Origin of the sequence: Flavobacterium commune, from assembly GCF_001857965.1 — a bacterium.
GTDB classification, from domain to species: Bacteria; Bacteroidota; Bacteroidia; order Flavobacteriales; family Flavobacteriaceae; genus Flavobacterium; species Flavobacterium commune.
In genome coordinates this window covers 3,643,893-3,658,213 of the sequence record NZ_CP017774.1, presented here as the reverse complement: position 1 = coordinate 3,658,213, position 14,321 = coordinate 3,643,893, and the positions used below count along the sequence as shown (strand labels likewise).

At 33.5% G+C, this 14,321-nt stretch carries 14 protein-coding genes; 9 read left to right on the top strand and 5 right to left on the bottom strand.

The window, feature by feature from the left end; translation table 11 throughout:
• Positions 1 to 28 precede the first annotated feature (28 nt).
• The 6 genes from recN to BIW12_RS15200 all read left to right on the top strand — a co-directional run bounded on the left by recN (position 29) and on the right by BIW12_RS15200 (position 7,093).
• A complete protein-coding gene (gene recN, locus BIW12_RS15225) occupies positions 29 to 1,681 on the top strand; it encodes a DNA repair protein RecN (RefSeq protein WP_071185902.1) in 1,653 nt (550 codons plus the stop codon).
• Positions 1,682 to 1,780: 99 nt separating this feature from the next.
• Positions 1,781 to 2,971, top strand: a complete 1,191-nt coding sequence (gene fabV / locus BIW12_RS15220) for an enoyl-ACP reductase FabV (RefSeq protein ID WP_071185901.1) — start codon at positions 1,781 to 1,783, stop codon at positions 2,969 to 2,971.
• 158 nt (positions 2,972 to 3,129) lie between these two features.
• Entirely contained in the window at positions 3,130 to 4,128 is a 999-nt protein-coding gene (locus tag BIW12_RS15215) for a glycosyltransferase (RefSeq protein ID WP_071185900.1), read from the top strand.
• Between the two features lie 2 nt (positions 4,129 to 4,130).
• Complete coding sequence (gene coaE / locus BIW12_RS15210; RefSeq protein WP_071185899.1) at positions 4,131 to 4,718, top strand: dephospho-CoA kinase; 588 nt, start codon at positions 4,131 to 4,133, stop codon at positions 4,716 to 4,718.
• Between the two features lie 68 nt (positions 4,719 to 4,786).
• A complete protein-coding gene (locus tag BIW12_RS15205) occupies positions 4,787 to 6,379 on the top strand; it encodes a sensor histidine kinase (RefSeq protein WP_071185898.1) in 1,593 nt (530 codons plus the stop codon).
• A gap of 3 nt (positions 6,380 to 6,382) precedes the next feature.
• Positions 6,383 to 7,093, top strand: a complete 711-nt coding sequence (locus tag BIW12_RS15200; RefSeq protein WP_071185897.1) for a response regulator transcription factor — start codon at positions 6,383 to 6,385, stop codon at positions 7,091 to 7,093.
• A 61-nt stretch (positions 7,094 to 7,154) separates the two neighbouring features.
• On the opposite strand, the gene cysM is transcribed toward BIW12_RS15200, so the two are convergent.
• On the bottom strand, positions 7,155 to 8,042 hold the full coding sequence (gene cysM, locus BIW12_RS15195) for a cysteine synthase CysM (RefSeq protein WP_071185896.1): 888 nt from the start codon (positions 8,040 to 8,042) through the stop codon (positions 7,155 to 7,157).
• Positions 8,043 to 8,044: 2 nt separating this feature from the next.
• The gene (epsC, locus tag BIW12_RS15190) at positions 8,045 to 8,836 is read right to left on the bottom strand and encodes a serine O-acetyltransferase EpsC (RefSeq protein WP_071185895.1); all 792 of its coding nucleotides are present in this window, start codon (positions 8,834 to 8,836) and stop codon (positions 8,045 to 8,047) included.
• A 228-nt stretch (positions 8,837 to 9,064) separates the two neighbouring features.
• Between epsC and BIW12_RS15185 the strand changes: the two genes are divergently transcribed.
• Together BIW12_RS15185 and BIW12_RS15180 are read left to right on the top strand one after the other, a co-directional pair.
• A complete protein-coding gene (locus BIW12_RS15185; RefSeq protein WP_071185894.1) occupies positions 9,065 to 9,247 on the top strand; it encodes a hypothetical protein in 183 nt (60 codons plus the stop codon).
• Positions 9,240 to 9,791 (top strand): Smr/MutS family protein, encoded by a 552-nt coding sequence (locus BIW12_RS15180; RefSeq protein ID WP_071185893.1) that lies wholly within the window; start codon positions 9,240 to 9,242, stop codon positions 9,789 to 9,791. Before BIW12_RS15185 ends, BIW12_RS15180 begins: the two co-directional genes overlap by 8 nt.
• Positions 9,792 to 9,914: 123 nt before the next feature.
• On the opposite strand, the gene BIW12_RS15175 is transcribed toward BIW12_RS15180, so the two are convergent.
• From BIW12_RS15175 to BIW12_RS15165, 3 genes are all read right to left on the bottom strand, one after another.
• On the bottom strand, positions 9,915 to 11,543 hold the full coding sequence (locus tag BIW12_RS15175; RefSeq protein WP_071185892.1) for an acyl-CoA carboxylase subunit beta: 1,629 nt from the start codon (positions 11,541 to 11,543) through the stop codon (positions 9,915 to 9,917).
• 260 nt (positions 11,544 to 11,803) lie between these two features.
• Positions 11,804 to 12,802 (bottom strand): UDP-3-O-(3-hydroxymyristoyl)glucosamine N-acyltransferase, encoded by a 999-nt coding sequence (gene lpxD / locus BIW12_RS15170; protein ID WP_071185891.1) that lies wholly within the window; start codon positions 12,800 to 12,802, stop codon positions 11,804 to 11,806.
• A gap of 216 nt (positions 12,803 to 13,018) precedes the next feature.
• The gene (locus tag BIW12_RS15165) at positions 13,019 to 13,468 is read right to left on the bottom strand and encodes a YhcH/YjgK/YiaL family protein (RefSeq protein WP_071185890.1); all 450 of its coding nucleotides are present in this window, start codon (positions 13,466 to 13,468) and stop codon (positions 13,019 to 13,021) included.
• Between the two features lie 192 nt (positions 13,469 to 13,660).
• Here BIW12_RS15165 and BIW12_RS15160 point away from each other — a divergent pair, with 192 nt between their 5' ends.
• A complete protein-coding gene (locus BIW12_RS15160) occupies positions 13,661 to 14,320 on the top strand; it encodes a M15 family metallopeptidase (RefSeq protein ID WP_071185889.1) in 660 nt (219 codons plus the stop codon).
• Position 14,321 lies beyond the last annotated feature (1 nt).

Genomic DNA, 14,321 nt, shown 5'->3' with positions numbered 1-14,321 from the left:
CCAACAATAACTTATATAAATACAATTAATGATTACTGCACTATCAATAAAAAACTATGCTTTAATTGAAAAATTAGCTATTGATTTTTCTAAAGGATTTTCGATTATTACAGGAGAAACGGGTGCGGGGAAATCCATTATTTTAGGGGCTTTAGGACTAGTTTTAGGAAAACGCGCCGATTTGACTTCTTTGAAAAACAAGGAGGAAAAGTGTATTATTGAAGCCCAATTTGAAATTTCAAAATACAATTTAAGAGCTTTTTTTGAAGCTAATGATTTGGATTACGAAGATGAAACTATCATACGAAGAGAAATTCTACCTTCGGGAAAATCGCGTGCTTTTATTAATGATAGTCCTGTAAATCTTCAGGAATTGCAGGATTTAGGTTTGTTTTTAATCGATATTCATTCGCAGCAACAAACCAGGGAACTTAACGATGAGAATGTACAGTTTGATATAATTGACGCCATTGCTGCTAATCAGGAAATTATTGCTGATTATCAATTGCTTCTTAAAAGTTATAAATCAGATAAGACACAATTAAATTCGCTTATTAAAAAGCAAAGTGAATCTAATAAAGAACAGGAATATCATGCTTTTTTATTGAATGAATTGCTTGCAGCCCAACTAAAATCGGGTGAGCAAGAAGAACTGGAAAGTGTTTTTGAGCAGCTGAATAATGTTGAAATTATAAAAGAAGCTATTGATAAATCGTTGGCTATTGCCAATGAAGAGCAATTTGGCGTTTTAAATAATCTGAAAGAAATTAAAACAGCCATACAAAAAATTGCTTCTTTTTCTATTGAGTACAAAGAATTACTGGAAAGAATTGATAGTTTAACGATTGAATTTGATGATATTTCGGCTGAAATGAATCGTTGTTCTGAAAAAATCACTCACGATCCGGAACAATTAGAGCAAATTAATCAAAAGTTACAGGTGATTTATAATTTGCAAAAAAAGCATCAGGTGCTTACTGTAGATGAGTTGTTGTTAATTCAAACCAAATTAGAAAATGAAGTTGTTGAATTAGGAAATATTGAAGAGGAAATTACTCTTTTGAGTACTGCAATTCAGGAAAAAGCTTCAAAATTAAATGCTTTAGCCACTACTATTCATGATAATAGAATTCAGGCTATTCCGGTTTTATCTGAAAAAATGATTGGAATATTGGCGACTTTGGGAATGCCTAATACACGTTTTAATATTGAAGTAACACAAGGTGAAAGTTATTTTTCCAATGGAAAAGACGAATTGCAATTTTTGTTTTCGGCCAATAAAGGAACTGATTTTGGATTATTGAAAAAAGTAGCTTCGGGAGGAGAGATGTCCCGAATTATGCTGGCTGTAAAAGCTATTTTGGCACAATATTCAAAATTACCAACCTTGATTTTTGATGAGATTGATACTGGGGTTTCCGGAGAAATTGCCATAAAAATGGGAGAAATCATGAAGGAAATGAGCAAGAAAATGCAAATATTTGCCATTACTCATTTACCTCAGATTGCTGCCAAAGGGGAGGCTCATTTTAAAGTGTTTAAATCAACTATTGAAGAGGATACCCAATCAGAATTAAAATTACTGTCAGAAGAAGAGCGCGTTGTTGAAATTGCGCAAATGCTGTCGGGAGCTATTGTTTCAGATTCGGCTCTAAATCATGCAAAAGCCTTGTTGAACTAAAAAAATGCTCTATATTTGCCATCCAAAAACGATAGCTTTTTCTTGATAAAGTCATTGTTTTATTCGATTAAAAAAATAAAAATATAATATTGATACCCTATGATCATAGAACCTAGAATGAGAGGATTTATTTGCTTGACAGCACACCCGGTGGGATGTGAGCAAAGTGTTAAAAATCAAATTGAGTATGTTAAATCAAAAGGAGCCATTGATGGTGCTAAGAAAGTACTTGTAATTGGTGCTTCAACAGGATTTGGTTTGGCTTCAAGAATTTCAAGTGCTTTTGGTTCTGATGCAGCAACTATTGGAGTATTTTTTGAAAAACCACCATTGGCTGGAAAAACGGCTTCACCAGGTTGGTATAATTCTGCTGCTTTTGAAAAAGAGGCTCATAAAGCAGGTTTGTATGCAAAAAGTATCAATGGAGATGCTTTTTCGAATGAAGTAAAAAGAGAAACATTAGATTTAATAAAAGCCGATTTAGGTCAGGTGGATTTGATTATTTACAGTTTGGCTTCTCCTGTTCGTACAAATCCAAATACAGGTGTAACACATCGTTCGGTTTTAAAACCTATTGGAGCTACTTTTTCAAACAAAACAGTAGATTTTCATACAGGAAAAGTTTCTGAAGTTTCGATAGAACCATGCAGTGGTGACGATATCGAAAATACAATTGCTGTAATGGGAGGTGAAGACTGGGCTATGTGGATTGATGCTTTAAAAGCAGAAAATTTATTAGCTCCAGGAGCTGCAACAGTTGCTTATTCTTATATTGGGCCATCAGTTACTGAGGCAGTTTATAGAAAAGGAACTATTGGTCGTGCTAAAGATCATTTAGAAGCTACTGCTTTTACAATTTCAGATAGTTTAGCTGATATTAACGGAAGAGCGTATGTTTCGGTAAATAAAGCATTAGTTACTCAGGCGAGTTCGGCAATTCCTGTAATTCCGTTGTATATTTCTTTATTGTACAAAATAATGAAAGCTGAAGGAGTCCATGAAGGTTGTATCGAGCAAATTCAACGTTTATACCAACAAAGATTGTTTACAGGAGCTGAAGTTCCTGTTGATGAAAAAGGTAGAATTCGTATTGATGACTGGGAAATGCGCGATGATATTCAAGCTCAGGTTGCTCAATTGTGGGAACAGGCAACTACTGAAAATTTAGCTGAAATAGGAGATTTAGAAGGATACAGAAAAGATTTTTATAATTTATTTGGTTTTGATTTAGCTGGAGTGGATTATAAAGCAGAAGCTGACGAAATGGTTCAGGTTGAAAGTATAGCTTAATTTTATTTCGCAAAGAATATAAAAACATAAAATTTTTGATAATGCGTCTTGATTTTAAATGTATAAAAGCATTTAAAATTAAGGCGCATTATTGATTAAAGGTTATCTTTGTTAAAATATTACATTTATATTGTATAATTAATACCGCTTTTAAGAATATGTATTTTTCTTTGATTATTCCCGTGTATAATCGTCCAGACGAAGTCGATGAACTTTTAGAAAGTTTGTCAAAATCAGATTATAAAGAAGATTTTGAAATTGTAATTGTAGAAGATGGTTCTGCAATTAAATGCGAAGATGTTGTCAGTCAGTACAAAAGCAAATTGACGATTTCTTATTATTTCAAAGAAAATTCAGGTCCCGGAGATTCCAGAAACTACGGAATGAGAAAAGCCAAAGGAGATTATTTTATCATCTTTGATTCGGATTGTATTATTCCGGCTGAATATTTAACGGAAGTAGATAAGGCTTTAAAAGAAGATTATGTGGACTGTTTCGGTGGTCCTGACAGGGCATTGGATAGTTTTTCGGATATTCAAAAAGCAATTAATTTTGCTATGACTTCTTTTCTTACTACAGGAGGAATAAGAGGAGGTTCAGAAAAAATTGAAAAATTCCAGCCACGAAGTTTTAATATGGGGATTTCCCGTAAAGCATTTGAAGCTTCTAATGGGTTTGGGAATATTCATCCTGGAGAAGATCCTGATTTGTCTATTAGATTATGGAATTTAGGTTTTGAAACCAGGCTTTTTTCGAATGCTTATGTATATCATAAAAGGAGAATTGACTGGGATAAATTTTCAGTTCAGGTAAATAAATTTGGGAAAGCACGACCAATTTTGAACAGTTGGTATCCGGAATACAGCAAGTTGACGTTCTTTTTCCCATCGATATTTATTATTGGTTTAGCACTTTCGATCGCTTTATTGATATTTACCTATGATCTTTTGGCAAAATTGTATTGTGTTTACTTTTTTGTAATATTTTTAGTGTCAAGTATTCAAAATAAAAGTATTAAAATAGGTTATCTTTCGGTAACTGCAGTCTGGAAACAATTTTCAGGTTATGGTTTGGGTTTTTTAGAGTCTTATATTAAAGTCATTATTTTAAAACAAAAACCGGAAGTGGCTTTTCCTAAATTGTTTTTTAAAGTATAATTATGCCCAAAATTATTGGTTTAACAGGAGGAATTGGAAGTGGAAAAACTACTATTGTTAATTATATTGCATCATTAGGTATTCCTGTTTATATAGCTGATGAAGCCGGTAAAAAAGTAATGCAGACTCAGGAAGTTCTTGAGTCAATTAAAGCTGAATTTGGCAAAGTTATTTTTGATAAAAATCAGTTAAACAGAGCGAAATTAGCAGCTATTGTATTTGAAAATCAAGATAAGTTAAAAGCTTTAAATGCTATTGTTCATCCCGCTGTCAGGCAGGATTTTAATGATTGGCTAGCTAAAAATCAAAAAGCTTCGATTGTTGTTTATGAATCGGCAATTTTATTTGAAAGTGGCAGTTATGTTAATTTTGATTACATATTAACAATAACGGCACCTTTAGAATCAAGAATCGAACGTGTTTTAAAAAGAGAATCAATCAGTCGCGATCAGGTATTAAAAAGGATTAATTCGCAATGGACAGACGAACAACGTATTTCAAAAAGTGATTTTGTTGTAGAGAATATTGATATTGATTTGACTAAGCATAAAATCGATGAAATTCTTAAAATTTTGTTGATTAAGCAATAGGACGTATAGATGTTAATGTTTGGTTAATACATTATCAACTATAGTGTTAAAAAGTTAATTTTGGTTTGATGAATAAATTATTTTTTAGATTTCTTGTTTTATTGATGAGTTTGTCTCTAATAGGGATAATACTCGTTCAGGTATATTGGTTCAATACTTCATTTAAAAATAATGATGAACAATTTAAGTATCATGTTACTCAGGTAATTGATAATGTGGCGGATAAACTTGAAAAACAAGAAGAGTATAGTTTTTATGATAAAATTAATCACATAAAAGACAGTACAGGTAAAATCCCTGAAAAAGAAGATTTATTAGAGATTTTATTTGTTCAGAGAAATACGAAAACCAATAAAACGATAATTTATAAAAACAGTATTACATCTGAAAAGTACGATTACGATGGAGCGCTATTCAATAAAAAGTTTAATTCAGGTGGTTTTAAAAGTTTTAGTTCTAAACGATTAACAGAAGTTTATAATAGCAATAAAACTATTGATAATTCGTCATTAAACAAGAGTTTGATTCCGGATGTAAAAATGGAGAAAGAAGGGAGTCTGGATGTTTTGAACAAGGCTCAATTGCAGATTTCATACAAAGATTACGCATCGACATTGTCTATTGAAGAAAGAATTTCGAAAGAAAAACTGAAAAATCTTTTGAAAAAAGAATTGGTTGAACATGGAGTTAATACCAAATTTGAATTTGGAATTTCCAGTAATGGATCGGAGACAAAAATAAAATCGGCAGGTTTTAATTTTGATTTTGATAAAGATGCAACTTATTCGATTCCTATTCTTGCTGATAATGAAGGGAATGAAAAGTATGAATTATCAGTTACTTTCCCCAATAAAAAGAAATTTTTATTGTCAGAATTAGTAAGTATTACAATCTTGTCAATAGTATTTACGTTGATTATCTTAATTGCTTATACCAGTGCATTGAATCAGTTAATTCGTCAACGTCAGATTTCGGAGATTAAGACCGATTTTATAAATAATATGACGCATGAGTTTAAAACGCCTATTGCTACTATAAATTTAGCCTTAGATGCAATAAAAAATCCTAAAATAATTGAAGATAAGGAGAAGGTTTTCAGGTATTTGCAAATGATTCGGGATGAGAATAAACGAATGCACGCTCAGGTAGAAAATGTATTGCGAATTTCGAAATTAGAGAAAAAAGAATTAGATATAGAGAAAGGTTCCAGCAATGTAGAAGAAGTGATTTATGATGCAATTGATCATGTTAATTTAATTTTGCAAGACAGAGGAGGAGAGATACATAAACATTTTGAAGCAGCAAGAACCAGTGTTTTAATTAACGAAGTGCATTTTACCAATGTTATTGTAAACATTTTAGAAAATGCAATCAAGTATTCGCCTGAAACACCAAAGATTGATATTTATACCGAGAATATTAAGGATATGATTCTGATAAAGGTAAAAGATCAAGGTTTGGGAATGAGTAAGGTGGCTCAAAAAAGAGTTTTTGAAAAATTCTATCGCGAGCATACCGGAGATTTACATAATGTAAAAGGACATGGTTTGGGCTTAGCTTATGTAAAAAGAATTGTAGAAGATCATAACGGACAAGTGTTTGTAGAAAGTGAAAAAGGAAAAGGAAGTACCTTCATTATAAAATTACCTCTAATAAATTAGATTATGGAAAATATAAATAAAAAAATTCTCTTAGTAGAAGACGACTTAAATTTTGGAGCTGTTCTAAAAGATTATTTAATGTTAAATGATTTTGACGTTACTTTAGCAAAGAACGGAATGGAAGGTTTTGAGAAATTTAAAAAAGATTCTTACGATTTATGTATTTTAGACGTAATGATGCCTTATAAAGATGGCTATACATTGGCTAAAGAAATAAGAGAAAAAAATGCCGAAGTGCCTATTATCTTCCTTACGGCAAAATCAATGAAAGAAGATGTTTTGAAAGGTTATAAAGCAGGGGCTGATGATTATTTGAATAAGCCTTTTGATTCAGAAGTATTGTTGATGAAAATTAAAGCTATCATTCAAAGAAAGGCTTCTGATGTTAAGGCAGAACAAGTTCCTTTTGAGTTTACAATAGGTAAATTTCATTTGAACTCAAAATTGAGATTCTTAAGCTATGCCGGAGAAGAACCGGTGAAATTGTCTCCAAAAGAGAACGAATTATTAAAAATGCTTATTCTCCATGAAAATGACTTGATGCCAAGAGAGTTGGCTTTAACTAAAATATGGAGAGATGACAACTATTTTACTTCAAGAAGTATGGATGTTTATATTGCTAAATTGAGAAAATATCTGAAACTTGACGAAGATGTAGAGATTTTAAATATTCACGGAGAAGGTTTCCGATTGGTAATTAAAAATAAAGCCTAATAAACAAAAAGTCCCGATGAAAAATTCGGGACTTTTTGTTTTATGAATTTTCGATAAGAAATTAATCAAATAAATCAGAAGATAAATAACGATCTCCTCTGTCGCAAATAATAGCTACAATCACACCCGATTCGAGTTGGTTAGCAAGTTTTACAGCCACAGCTACAGCGCCACCGCTACTCATTCCTGCAAAAATTCCTTCTTCTAAGGCCAAACGTTTAGTCATTTCACGGGCTTCCTGTTCGCTTACATCAATTGTGCGATCTACCTTTGAAGGATTAAAAATTTTTGGCAGGTATTCTATAGGCCATTTTCTGATTCCTGGAATTTGGGAGCCTTCCGAAGGTTGGGCACCAATAATTTGTACTGCCGGATTTTTTTCTTTCAAATAAGTAGAAGTTCCAATGATGGTTCCCGTAGTTCCCATAGCTGACACAAAATGCGTTACACTACCTTCGGTATCATTCCATATTTCAGGACCGGTGGTGTTATAATGTGCTTTCCAGTTGTCATCATTGGCAAATTGATTCAACATGATGTAACCACCTTCGGCTACTTTTTTATCTGCATAATCTCTGGAACCGATGATTCCCTCTTTGGCAGAAGTCAAAATCACCGTTGCACCATAGGCGCGCATGGTTTGGGTGCGTTCTTTGGTAGAATCTTCTGGAAGAATTAATTCAATTTCGATTCCTAGTAATTGTGCAATCATAGCCAGAGCAATACCGGTGTTTCCACTGGTAGCTTCAATTAATTTGTCTCCTTTTTTGATTTCACCGCGATCTAGTGCACCTTTAATCATATAATAAGCTGCACGGTCTTTAACACTACCGCCGGGATTATTTCCTTCTAGTTTTAAAAGTAGTTTTACGTTTTTATTTTGTACTAAATTGACTGTTTCTACAAGTGGAGTATTTCCTATTAAGTCAACTAATTTTTGAGGCTTCATAATTATTTAATTTCTTTTACTTTTACTTCGGTAGTTGTGGTGTTCATGACAATCGATTTTACAGGCACCGACTTGGTTACCCAGGCATTTCCTCCTACAATGCTGTCTTTACCGATAATGGTTTCACCTCCCAGTATGGTTGCATTGGCATAAATACAAACATTTTTTTCTACTGTTGGATGTCGTTTGGCGTTTTTCATGTCTTTACTCACACTCAAAGCACCAAGGGTAACTCCCTGATATATTTTTACATTTTTTTCAATAACTGTGGTTTCACCAATAACAATTCCAGTGGCGTGGTCTATGAAAAATGGCGAATCAATTTTGGCTCCCGCATTAATATCCGTTCCTGTTGTTTTATGTGCATATTCGCTCATTAATCTTGAAAAAAGCATCAAATCCAAGTTGTAGAGTTCGTGACTTAGACGATAAATGGCAATTGCATAAAAACCAGGATAAGCTAAATAGACTTCTTCAATGCTATTGGAAGCCGGGTCATTTTCTAAAATATAAGCTGCATCCTGATTTAATTTTTCAAGTACAGCGGGAAGTTTTTGGAGAAAACTATCCCACATAGATTCGCAAGTAACTTCCGGTTTTTTACAGGCTACTCTTGAAATATCTTTAAATAAACCTTCAAGTTCATCAATGCTTTCTGCCAACGAAGCATTTGAGTCAAATAAAGTGTAGAATAATTTTTCAGTGAATTTTTCAATTTTAGTTTTTATTCCGTAATTGATGGATAGGTGACTTTTTAAAGAGTCGATGTTTTTTATAATTAGATCCTTTGTCATGACTTTTGGATTGTTAGTAGAAAGAATGCTACTTGATTCTATTGCTGTTGCTAATTTTAAACAAATATATTGAACTATTTTGAATAAAAGGATAGAACAGTCACGCTTTCACATTGCGATTTTATTTTTTATGAAACGAGTTTCCGAGTCGATTTTGTCGAATAGAAATCTAGTTTCTTAAAACCACAATTTTAAATTTAGTATTTTTGAAATCTGATATCATTTAAAATGAAAAAAATAATATTTCCGATAATGTTAATTGCTATTGTGGTTGCTTTTTATGAGCAAACATCGGCTGAGAAAAATGTGTATGTAACAGTAGTTGCAATGGCGGTTTTTATGTTTGGAATGATGCGATTAAGTGCTAAAACGCCAAGTAAGAATCAAGAAAAAGACGAAGAAAATGTTTAGTAAAGGAGATAAGGTTTCGGTACTCGATGACGCTATCAACGGTGTGGTATTGGCTGTAAAAGGCAATGAAGTTACTGTTGAAACCGATGAAGGTTTTGTAATGAATTTTTTAAAAAATGAATTAGTTAAGTTAAACGATTCTAGTAATTTAATGGATTCTATCAAAAGAATTAATGTAGATGAAATTAAGAAAGAAAAAACAATACCAAAGCCCAGAAGTTTTGTGAAAGAGAAAAAGGACAAACATGAAGTTGGTGTTCCTGAATTTGATTTACACATTGAGAAATTAGTCAAAAATAAAAACGGAATGTCGAATTATGATATTTTGACATTACAGGCTGAAACAGCTCAGAGGCATATTGAATTTGCTATTAAAAATCGTATTCCTAAAATAGTTTTTATTCACGGTGTGGGTGAAGGTGTATTGAAAGCAGAACTCAATTTTCTGTTAGGACGTTACGATAATATTGATTTTCAGGAAGCCAATTATCAAAAATACGGACAAGGAGCAACTGAGGTTTTTATCAGACAAATTAAAAAATAAAAAAAGGATCAATGGTTGGGAACCCTAGTTCTATATCTTAAATTTAAATAAGGATTGCCATCAATTGCTTAAAATTTTAAGAACAATTGGTGGCAATCTTTTTTATTGGTTATAATTATAATCTTAAACCTGAATCACTCCCAAATTAAATGCTTTTTCAATAGGAGCGTGGTTTGCGGCTTCAATACCCATAGAAATCCATTTTCGCGTTTCCAGCGGGTCGATAATAGCATCAGTCCAAAGACGGGAAGCGGCATAATAGGGTGAAGTTTGTTCGTCGTAACGTGCTTTTATTTTGGCAAACAATTCTGCTTCTTTGATTTCATCTACAGTCTCGCCTTTAGCTTTTAGTGAAGAAGCTTCTATTTGTGCCAATACTTTTGCAGCCTGCGTACCACCCATAACGGCGAGTTCGGCACTTGGCCAGGCAAAAATTAATCTTGGGTCATATGCTTTTCCGCACATGGCATAATTTCCTGCACCGTATGAATTCCCTACAACCACGGTGAATTTTGGTACTACCGAATTACTCACGGCGTTAACCATCTTAGCTCCGTCTTTTATGATTCCGCCTTGTTCTGATTTGGAACCTACCATAAAACCGGTTACGTCCTGAAGAAAAACAAGTGGAATTTTTTTCTGATTGCAATTGGCAATAAAACGCGTGGCTTTGTCGGCACTGTCAGAATAGATTACACCGCCAAACTGCATTTCGCCTTTTTTGGTTTTGATGACTTTTCGTTGGTTGGCAACAATTCCCACTGCCCAACCGTCAATTCGGGCGTAACCTGTGATGATGGTTTGTCCATAACCATCTTTGTAGGCTTCAAACTCTGAATTATCCACCATACGATTGATGATTTCCATCATATCGTATTGCTCGGTACGGGCTTTTGGCAAAATGCCGTAAATTTCGTTTTCGTCTAAGGCTGGTTTTTGGGGTTTTATGCGGTTAAAACCTGCTTTGTCGTAGTCACCAATTTTGTCAACGATATTTTTAATTTTGTCTAAGGCATCTTTGTCATCTTTGGCTTTATAATCGGTAACTCCAGATATTTCGCAATGTGTTGTGGCTCCGCCAAGACTTTCATTGTCGATGGTTTCGCCAATGGCAGCTTTGACTAGATAGCTTCCGGCAAGAAAAATACTCGCCGTTTTATCAACAATTATCGCTTCGTCACTCATGATAGGCAGGTAAGCACCACCAGCAACACAGCTGCCCATGATAGCCGAAATTTGTGTAATTCCCATGCTGCTCATAATAGCATTATTCCTGAAAATACGACCAAAATGTTCTTTGTCTGGGAAAATTTCGTCCTGCAAAGGCAAATACACTCCGGCACTGTCAACTAAGTATATAATCGGAATTTTATTTTCCATTGCAATTTCTTGTGCACGCAGGTTTTTCTTAGCCGTGATAGGAAACCAGGCACCGGCTTTTACGGTCGCATCATTAGCAACAACAATACATTGTTTTCTTTTGATATAACCTATTTTTACCACAACACCCCCCGAAGGACAGCCACCGTGTTCTTTATACATTCCTTCTCCCACGAGAGCTCCAATTTCGATACTTTCGGCTTTATCATCCAATAAATAGTCAATGCGCTCACGGGCAGTCATTTTTCCTTCGGCATGTAATTTTTGGATGCGTTTAGTTCCGCCTCCTAATTTTACTTTTGCCAGTTGTTGCTTTAATTCAGAAAGTGAAAGTTTATTGTGATCTTCGTTTTTGTTGAAGTTTAAATCCATGGTGTTTGTAATTGCAAGAAAATTGATGGCTAAAATACAAAACCATTAATCCATTTTTATAGGAAAAAGAAATATTTTTTATTTGGAACACAGATGAAACAGATTTAGCTGATTAACACAGATAAAAGATTAAAAAAAATTGTGAAACTTAGTGTTTTCTTTGTGAGACTTGGTGTGATTGAAGATGATAAAAAAAAAAACCGCAAGTTCACAAAAGTTTAAATTTGCGAACTTGCGGTAAAAAATAAAAATAAAAAAAATTATTTCTTAGAATCGTTAACAAGTCTTTTTAAAAGAGCCCATTGTTTTAAGGCATCACGAGCTTCAACAGCCGGGTAGCCCAACATGGTTTTTCCGGCGGGAATATCACAGGTAACTCCCGAACCTGCACCAATAACAGCTCCGTCACCTATAGTAGTATGATCTTTTATCGAAGCACTTCCGCCAATGATAACGCCATTTCCTAGTGTTACTGAACCAGCTAAACCGCTGTTTCCGGCCATAATGCAAAAACGTCCCAATTTACTGTTATGTCCTATTTGAACTAAATTATCAATTTTACAACCATCACCTAAAACAGTGGAGCTGAATTTACCTCTGTCGATACAACTATTGGCACCTATTTCGACATTATTTCCAATGACTACGTTCCCGATTTGAGGGATTTTTACCAAGCCTTTTTCAGGACAGGGACGGAATCCAAAACCATCAGCTCCGATGGTGGCATTGGGATGAATAATACAAGCATTACCAATATGACAACGCTCTCTGACCACAGTTCCTGACCAAATTACCGTGTTTTTCCCAATAGTAGATTCGTCAAGAATGGTTACATTAGGATAAATTGTACTGTTTTCTCCAATTTTTACATTAGGTCCAATATAACTTCCGGCACCAATCTTTGTTCCCAAGCCAATACTAGCTGTTTTGTCAACTACTGCGTTGGGATGAATATCTACGAAAAATTCAGGTAGTGGAGGTGCAAAAAGTTCTAATATCTGCGACATTGCTAAATCAGCATTCTTAACTTTTATAAAAGCTCTGTTTTCGCCGGGTTCAATAGAAATATCTTCATTTACTACGGCAACACAGGCCTTTGATGTAGCCCAAAGTTTTTCGTATTTTTTGTTTCCAATAAAAGAAATTTCAGAATCAGAAGCGACTTCCAATTGCTCAGCAGCAGTAATATTTTGTGATGTATTGCCGGAAATTACGCCTTTAAGTACATCGTTTATTTCATGAATAGAATAAGATTTCATAAGGTGGTTAGGAAAATTAGTTAAATAGATGACTCAAATGAACTGATTCTATATACACAATCCTAATATTTTAAGAATACAGGGCTAAAGTTTAACAAAGACTTATTCTTAATGGGGTTTTTGTAATCTTTTTATGAAATAAAAAGGAATGAAGTAATGTATAAAACAATAAAACTACCTGAAGAAGTAGTTTTATTGTTTTGAATAAGTAATCGGTTATATTTTAACCTTGATAACAATTTTTTTAATTTTTCCATTGCTTATCATAGCCGCATGAACATCTTCAGGAAACAAGATAGTAAATTGTCCCGGATTTAATTCAAAAAACATATCGGGTTTGTCATAGAAAAAACGAACGTCTTTTTCGTCGCTGTAATCACCATTTGGACTCACACATTTTTCTCTTGGTTTCCATGCATAGGTTTCCGGTCCGGCAACACAAACCTGAATGTCAATATTTTTATCGTGACATTCAAAGTGAATTAAACTTTGTTCTTTTGAATTTCCGTTTCCGGAATTAACGATAATTTTTAAATCATCGGAATATTGGGTTACGCCATCTGCTAGATTGGCTAAGTCATTTTCGTTTAAAAATTGAAATGCTTTTTCGAATGCAGGGTGTAAACCATAGTATTTCGTAGCATTGTTTAATGAATCTACAATCATTTTAAAGTTGTTTTAATTTTATGGGTAAAAAATAGTTGCTTTTTTGAAACAAAAAATAAAAGTACATTTTTAAATTTAACTGCCTAATGAAAATTTGACAAAAAGAGTTTTTTTAACGAATCGAAGGTTTAATTGAAGGAGTTTTTTAGTAGTAGTTTTGTACATTTGTTTTAAGCCTAAAATTCGTATTTAATGATTACTACTTTAAAGAGCATAAGTTTAATTTTATTTTTAGCTGTATTTTTGCCTTGTAAATCGCAAAATACGGTTGTAAAATCAGCAAAAGAAATAACAACAATAGTTGATGATACTACTTTTGTGAATTTAAAAGACTATAGCTCGGATTTTGTACATGATATGAAATATGCCACCGAAGACAATTTCCTGAAAGCAAAAGTTTATGATTGTGCCGAATGTTATCTTAGATTGAAAACAGTTAAAGCCTTGATTTTAGCCAACCAAAAATTTATCAAAAAAGGCTATCGCATTAAACTTTTTGATTGTTACAGACCCTTAGATATTCAAAAAAAGATGTGGCAAATTGTTCCCAATCCGGAATACGTTGCCAATCCGGCAAAAGGATCAATCCATAATCGGGGTGGAGCAGTCGATATTACACTGGTAGATAGTAATGGAAAAGAACTGGATATGGGTACTAAATTTGATTTTTTTGGTCCGGAAGCCAGTCATTATTATGCTGGTGTTACTGAAGAAGTGAAAGAAAATAGAAAATTATTGAAAAAAATTATGTTGAAGAAGAATTTTATTTCTTTTGATTCTGAATGGTGGCATTACAATTTAAAGTCGGCTTTGACGGATAAAGTTGCCAACGAAAAATGGAAGTGCGAGTAGT

Coding starts and splice junctions, on each gene's coding strand:
- recN (WP_071185902.1), top strand. CDS start 29: ATGATTACTGCACTATCAATAAAAAACTATGCTTTAATTGAAAAATTA.
- fabV (WP_071185901.1), top strand. CDS start 1,781: ATGATCATAGAACCTAGAATGAGAGGATTTATTTGCTTGACAGCACAC.
- BIW12_RS15215 (WP_071185900.1), top strand. CDS start 3,130: ATGTATTTTTCTTTGATTATTCCCGTGTATAATCGTCCAGACGAAGTC.
- coaE (WP_071185899.1), top strand. CDS start 4,131: ATGCCCAAAATTATTGGTTTAACAGGAGGAATTGGAAGTGGAAAAACT.
- BIW12_RS15205 (WP_071185898.1), top strand. CDS start 4,787: ATGAATAAATTATTTTTTAGATTTCTTGTTTTATTGATGAGTTTGTCT.
- BIW12_RS15200 (WP_071185897.1), top strand. CDS start 6,383: ATGGAAAATATAAATAAAAAAATTCTCTTAGTAGAAGACGACTTAAAT.
- cysM (WP_071185896.1), bottom strand. CDS start 8,042: ATGAAGCCTCAAAAATTAGTTGACTTAATAGGAAATACTCCACTTGTA.
- epsC (WP_071185895.1), bottom strand. CDS start 8,836: ATGACAAAGGATCTAATTATAAAAAACATCGACTCTTTAAAAAGTCAC.
- BIW12_RS15185 (WP_071185894.1), top strand. CDS start 9,065: ATGAAAAAAATAATATTTCCGATAATGTTAATTGCTATTGTGGTTGCT.
- BIW12_RS15180 (WP_071185893.1), top strand. CDS start 9,240: ATGTTTAGTAAAGGAGATAAGGTTTCGGTACTCGATGACGCTATCAAC.
- BIW12_RS15175 (WP_071185892.1), bottom strand. CDS start 11,543: ATGGATTTAAACTTCAACAAAAACGAAGATCACAATAAACTTTCACTT.
- lpxD (WP_071185891.1), bottom strand. CDS start 12,802: ATGAAATCTTATTCTATTCATGAAATAAACGATGTACTTAAAGGCGTA.
- BIW12_RS15165 (WP_071185890.1), bottom strand. CDS start 13,468: ATGATTGTAGATTCATTAAACAATGCTACGAAATACTATGGTTTACAC.
- BIW12_RS15160 (WP_071185889.1), top strand. CDS start 13,661: ATGATTACTACTTTAAAGAGCATAAGTTTAATTTTATTTTTAGCTGTA.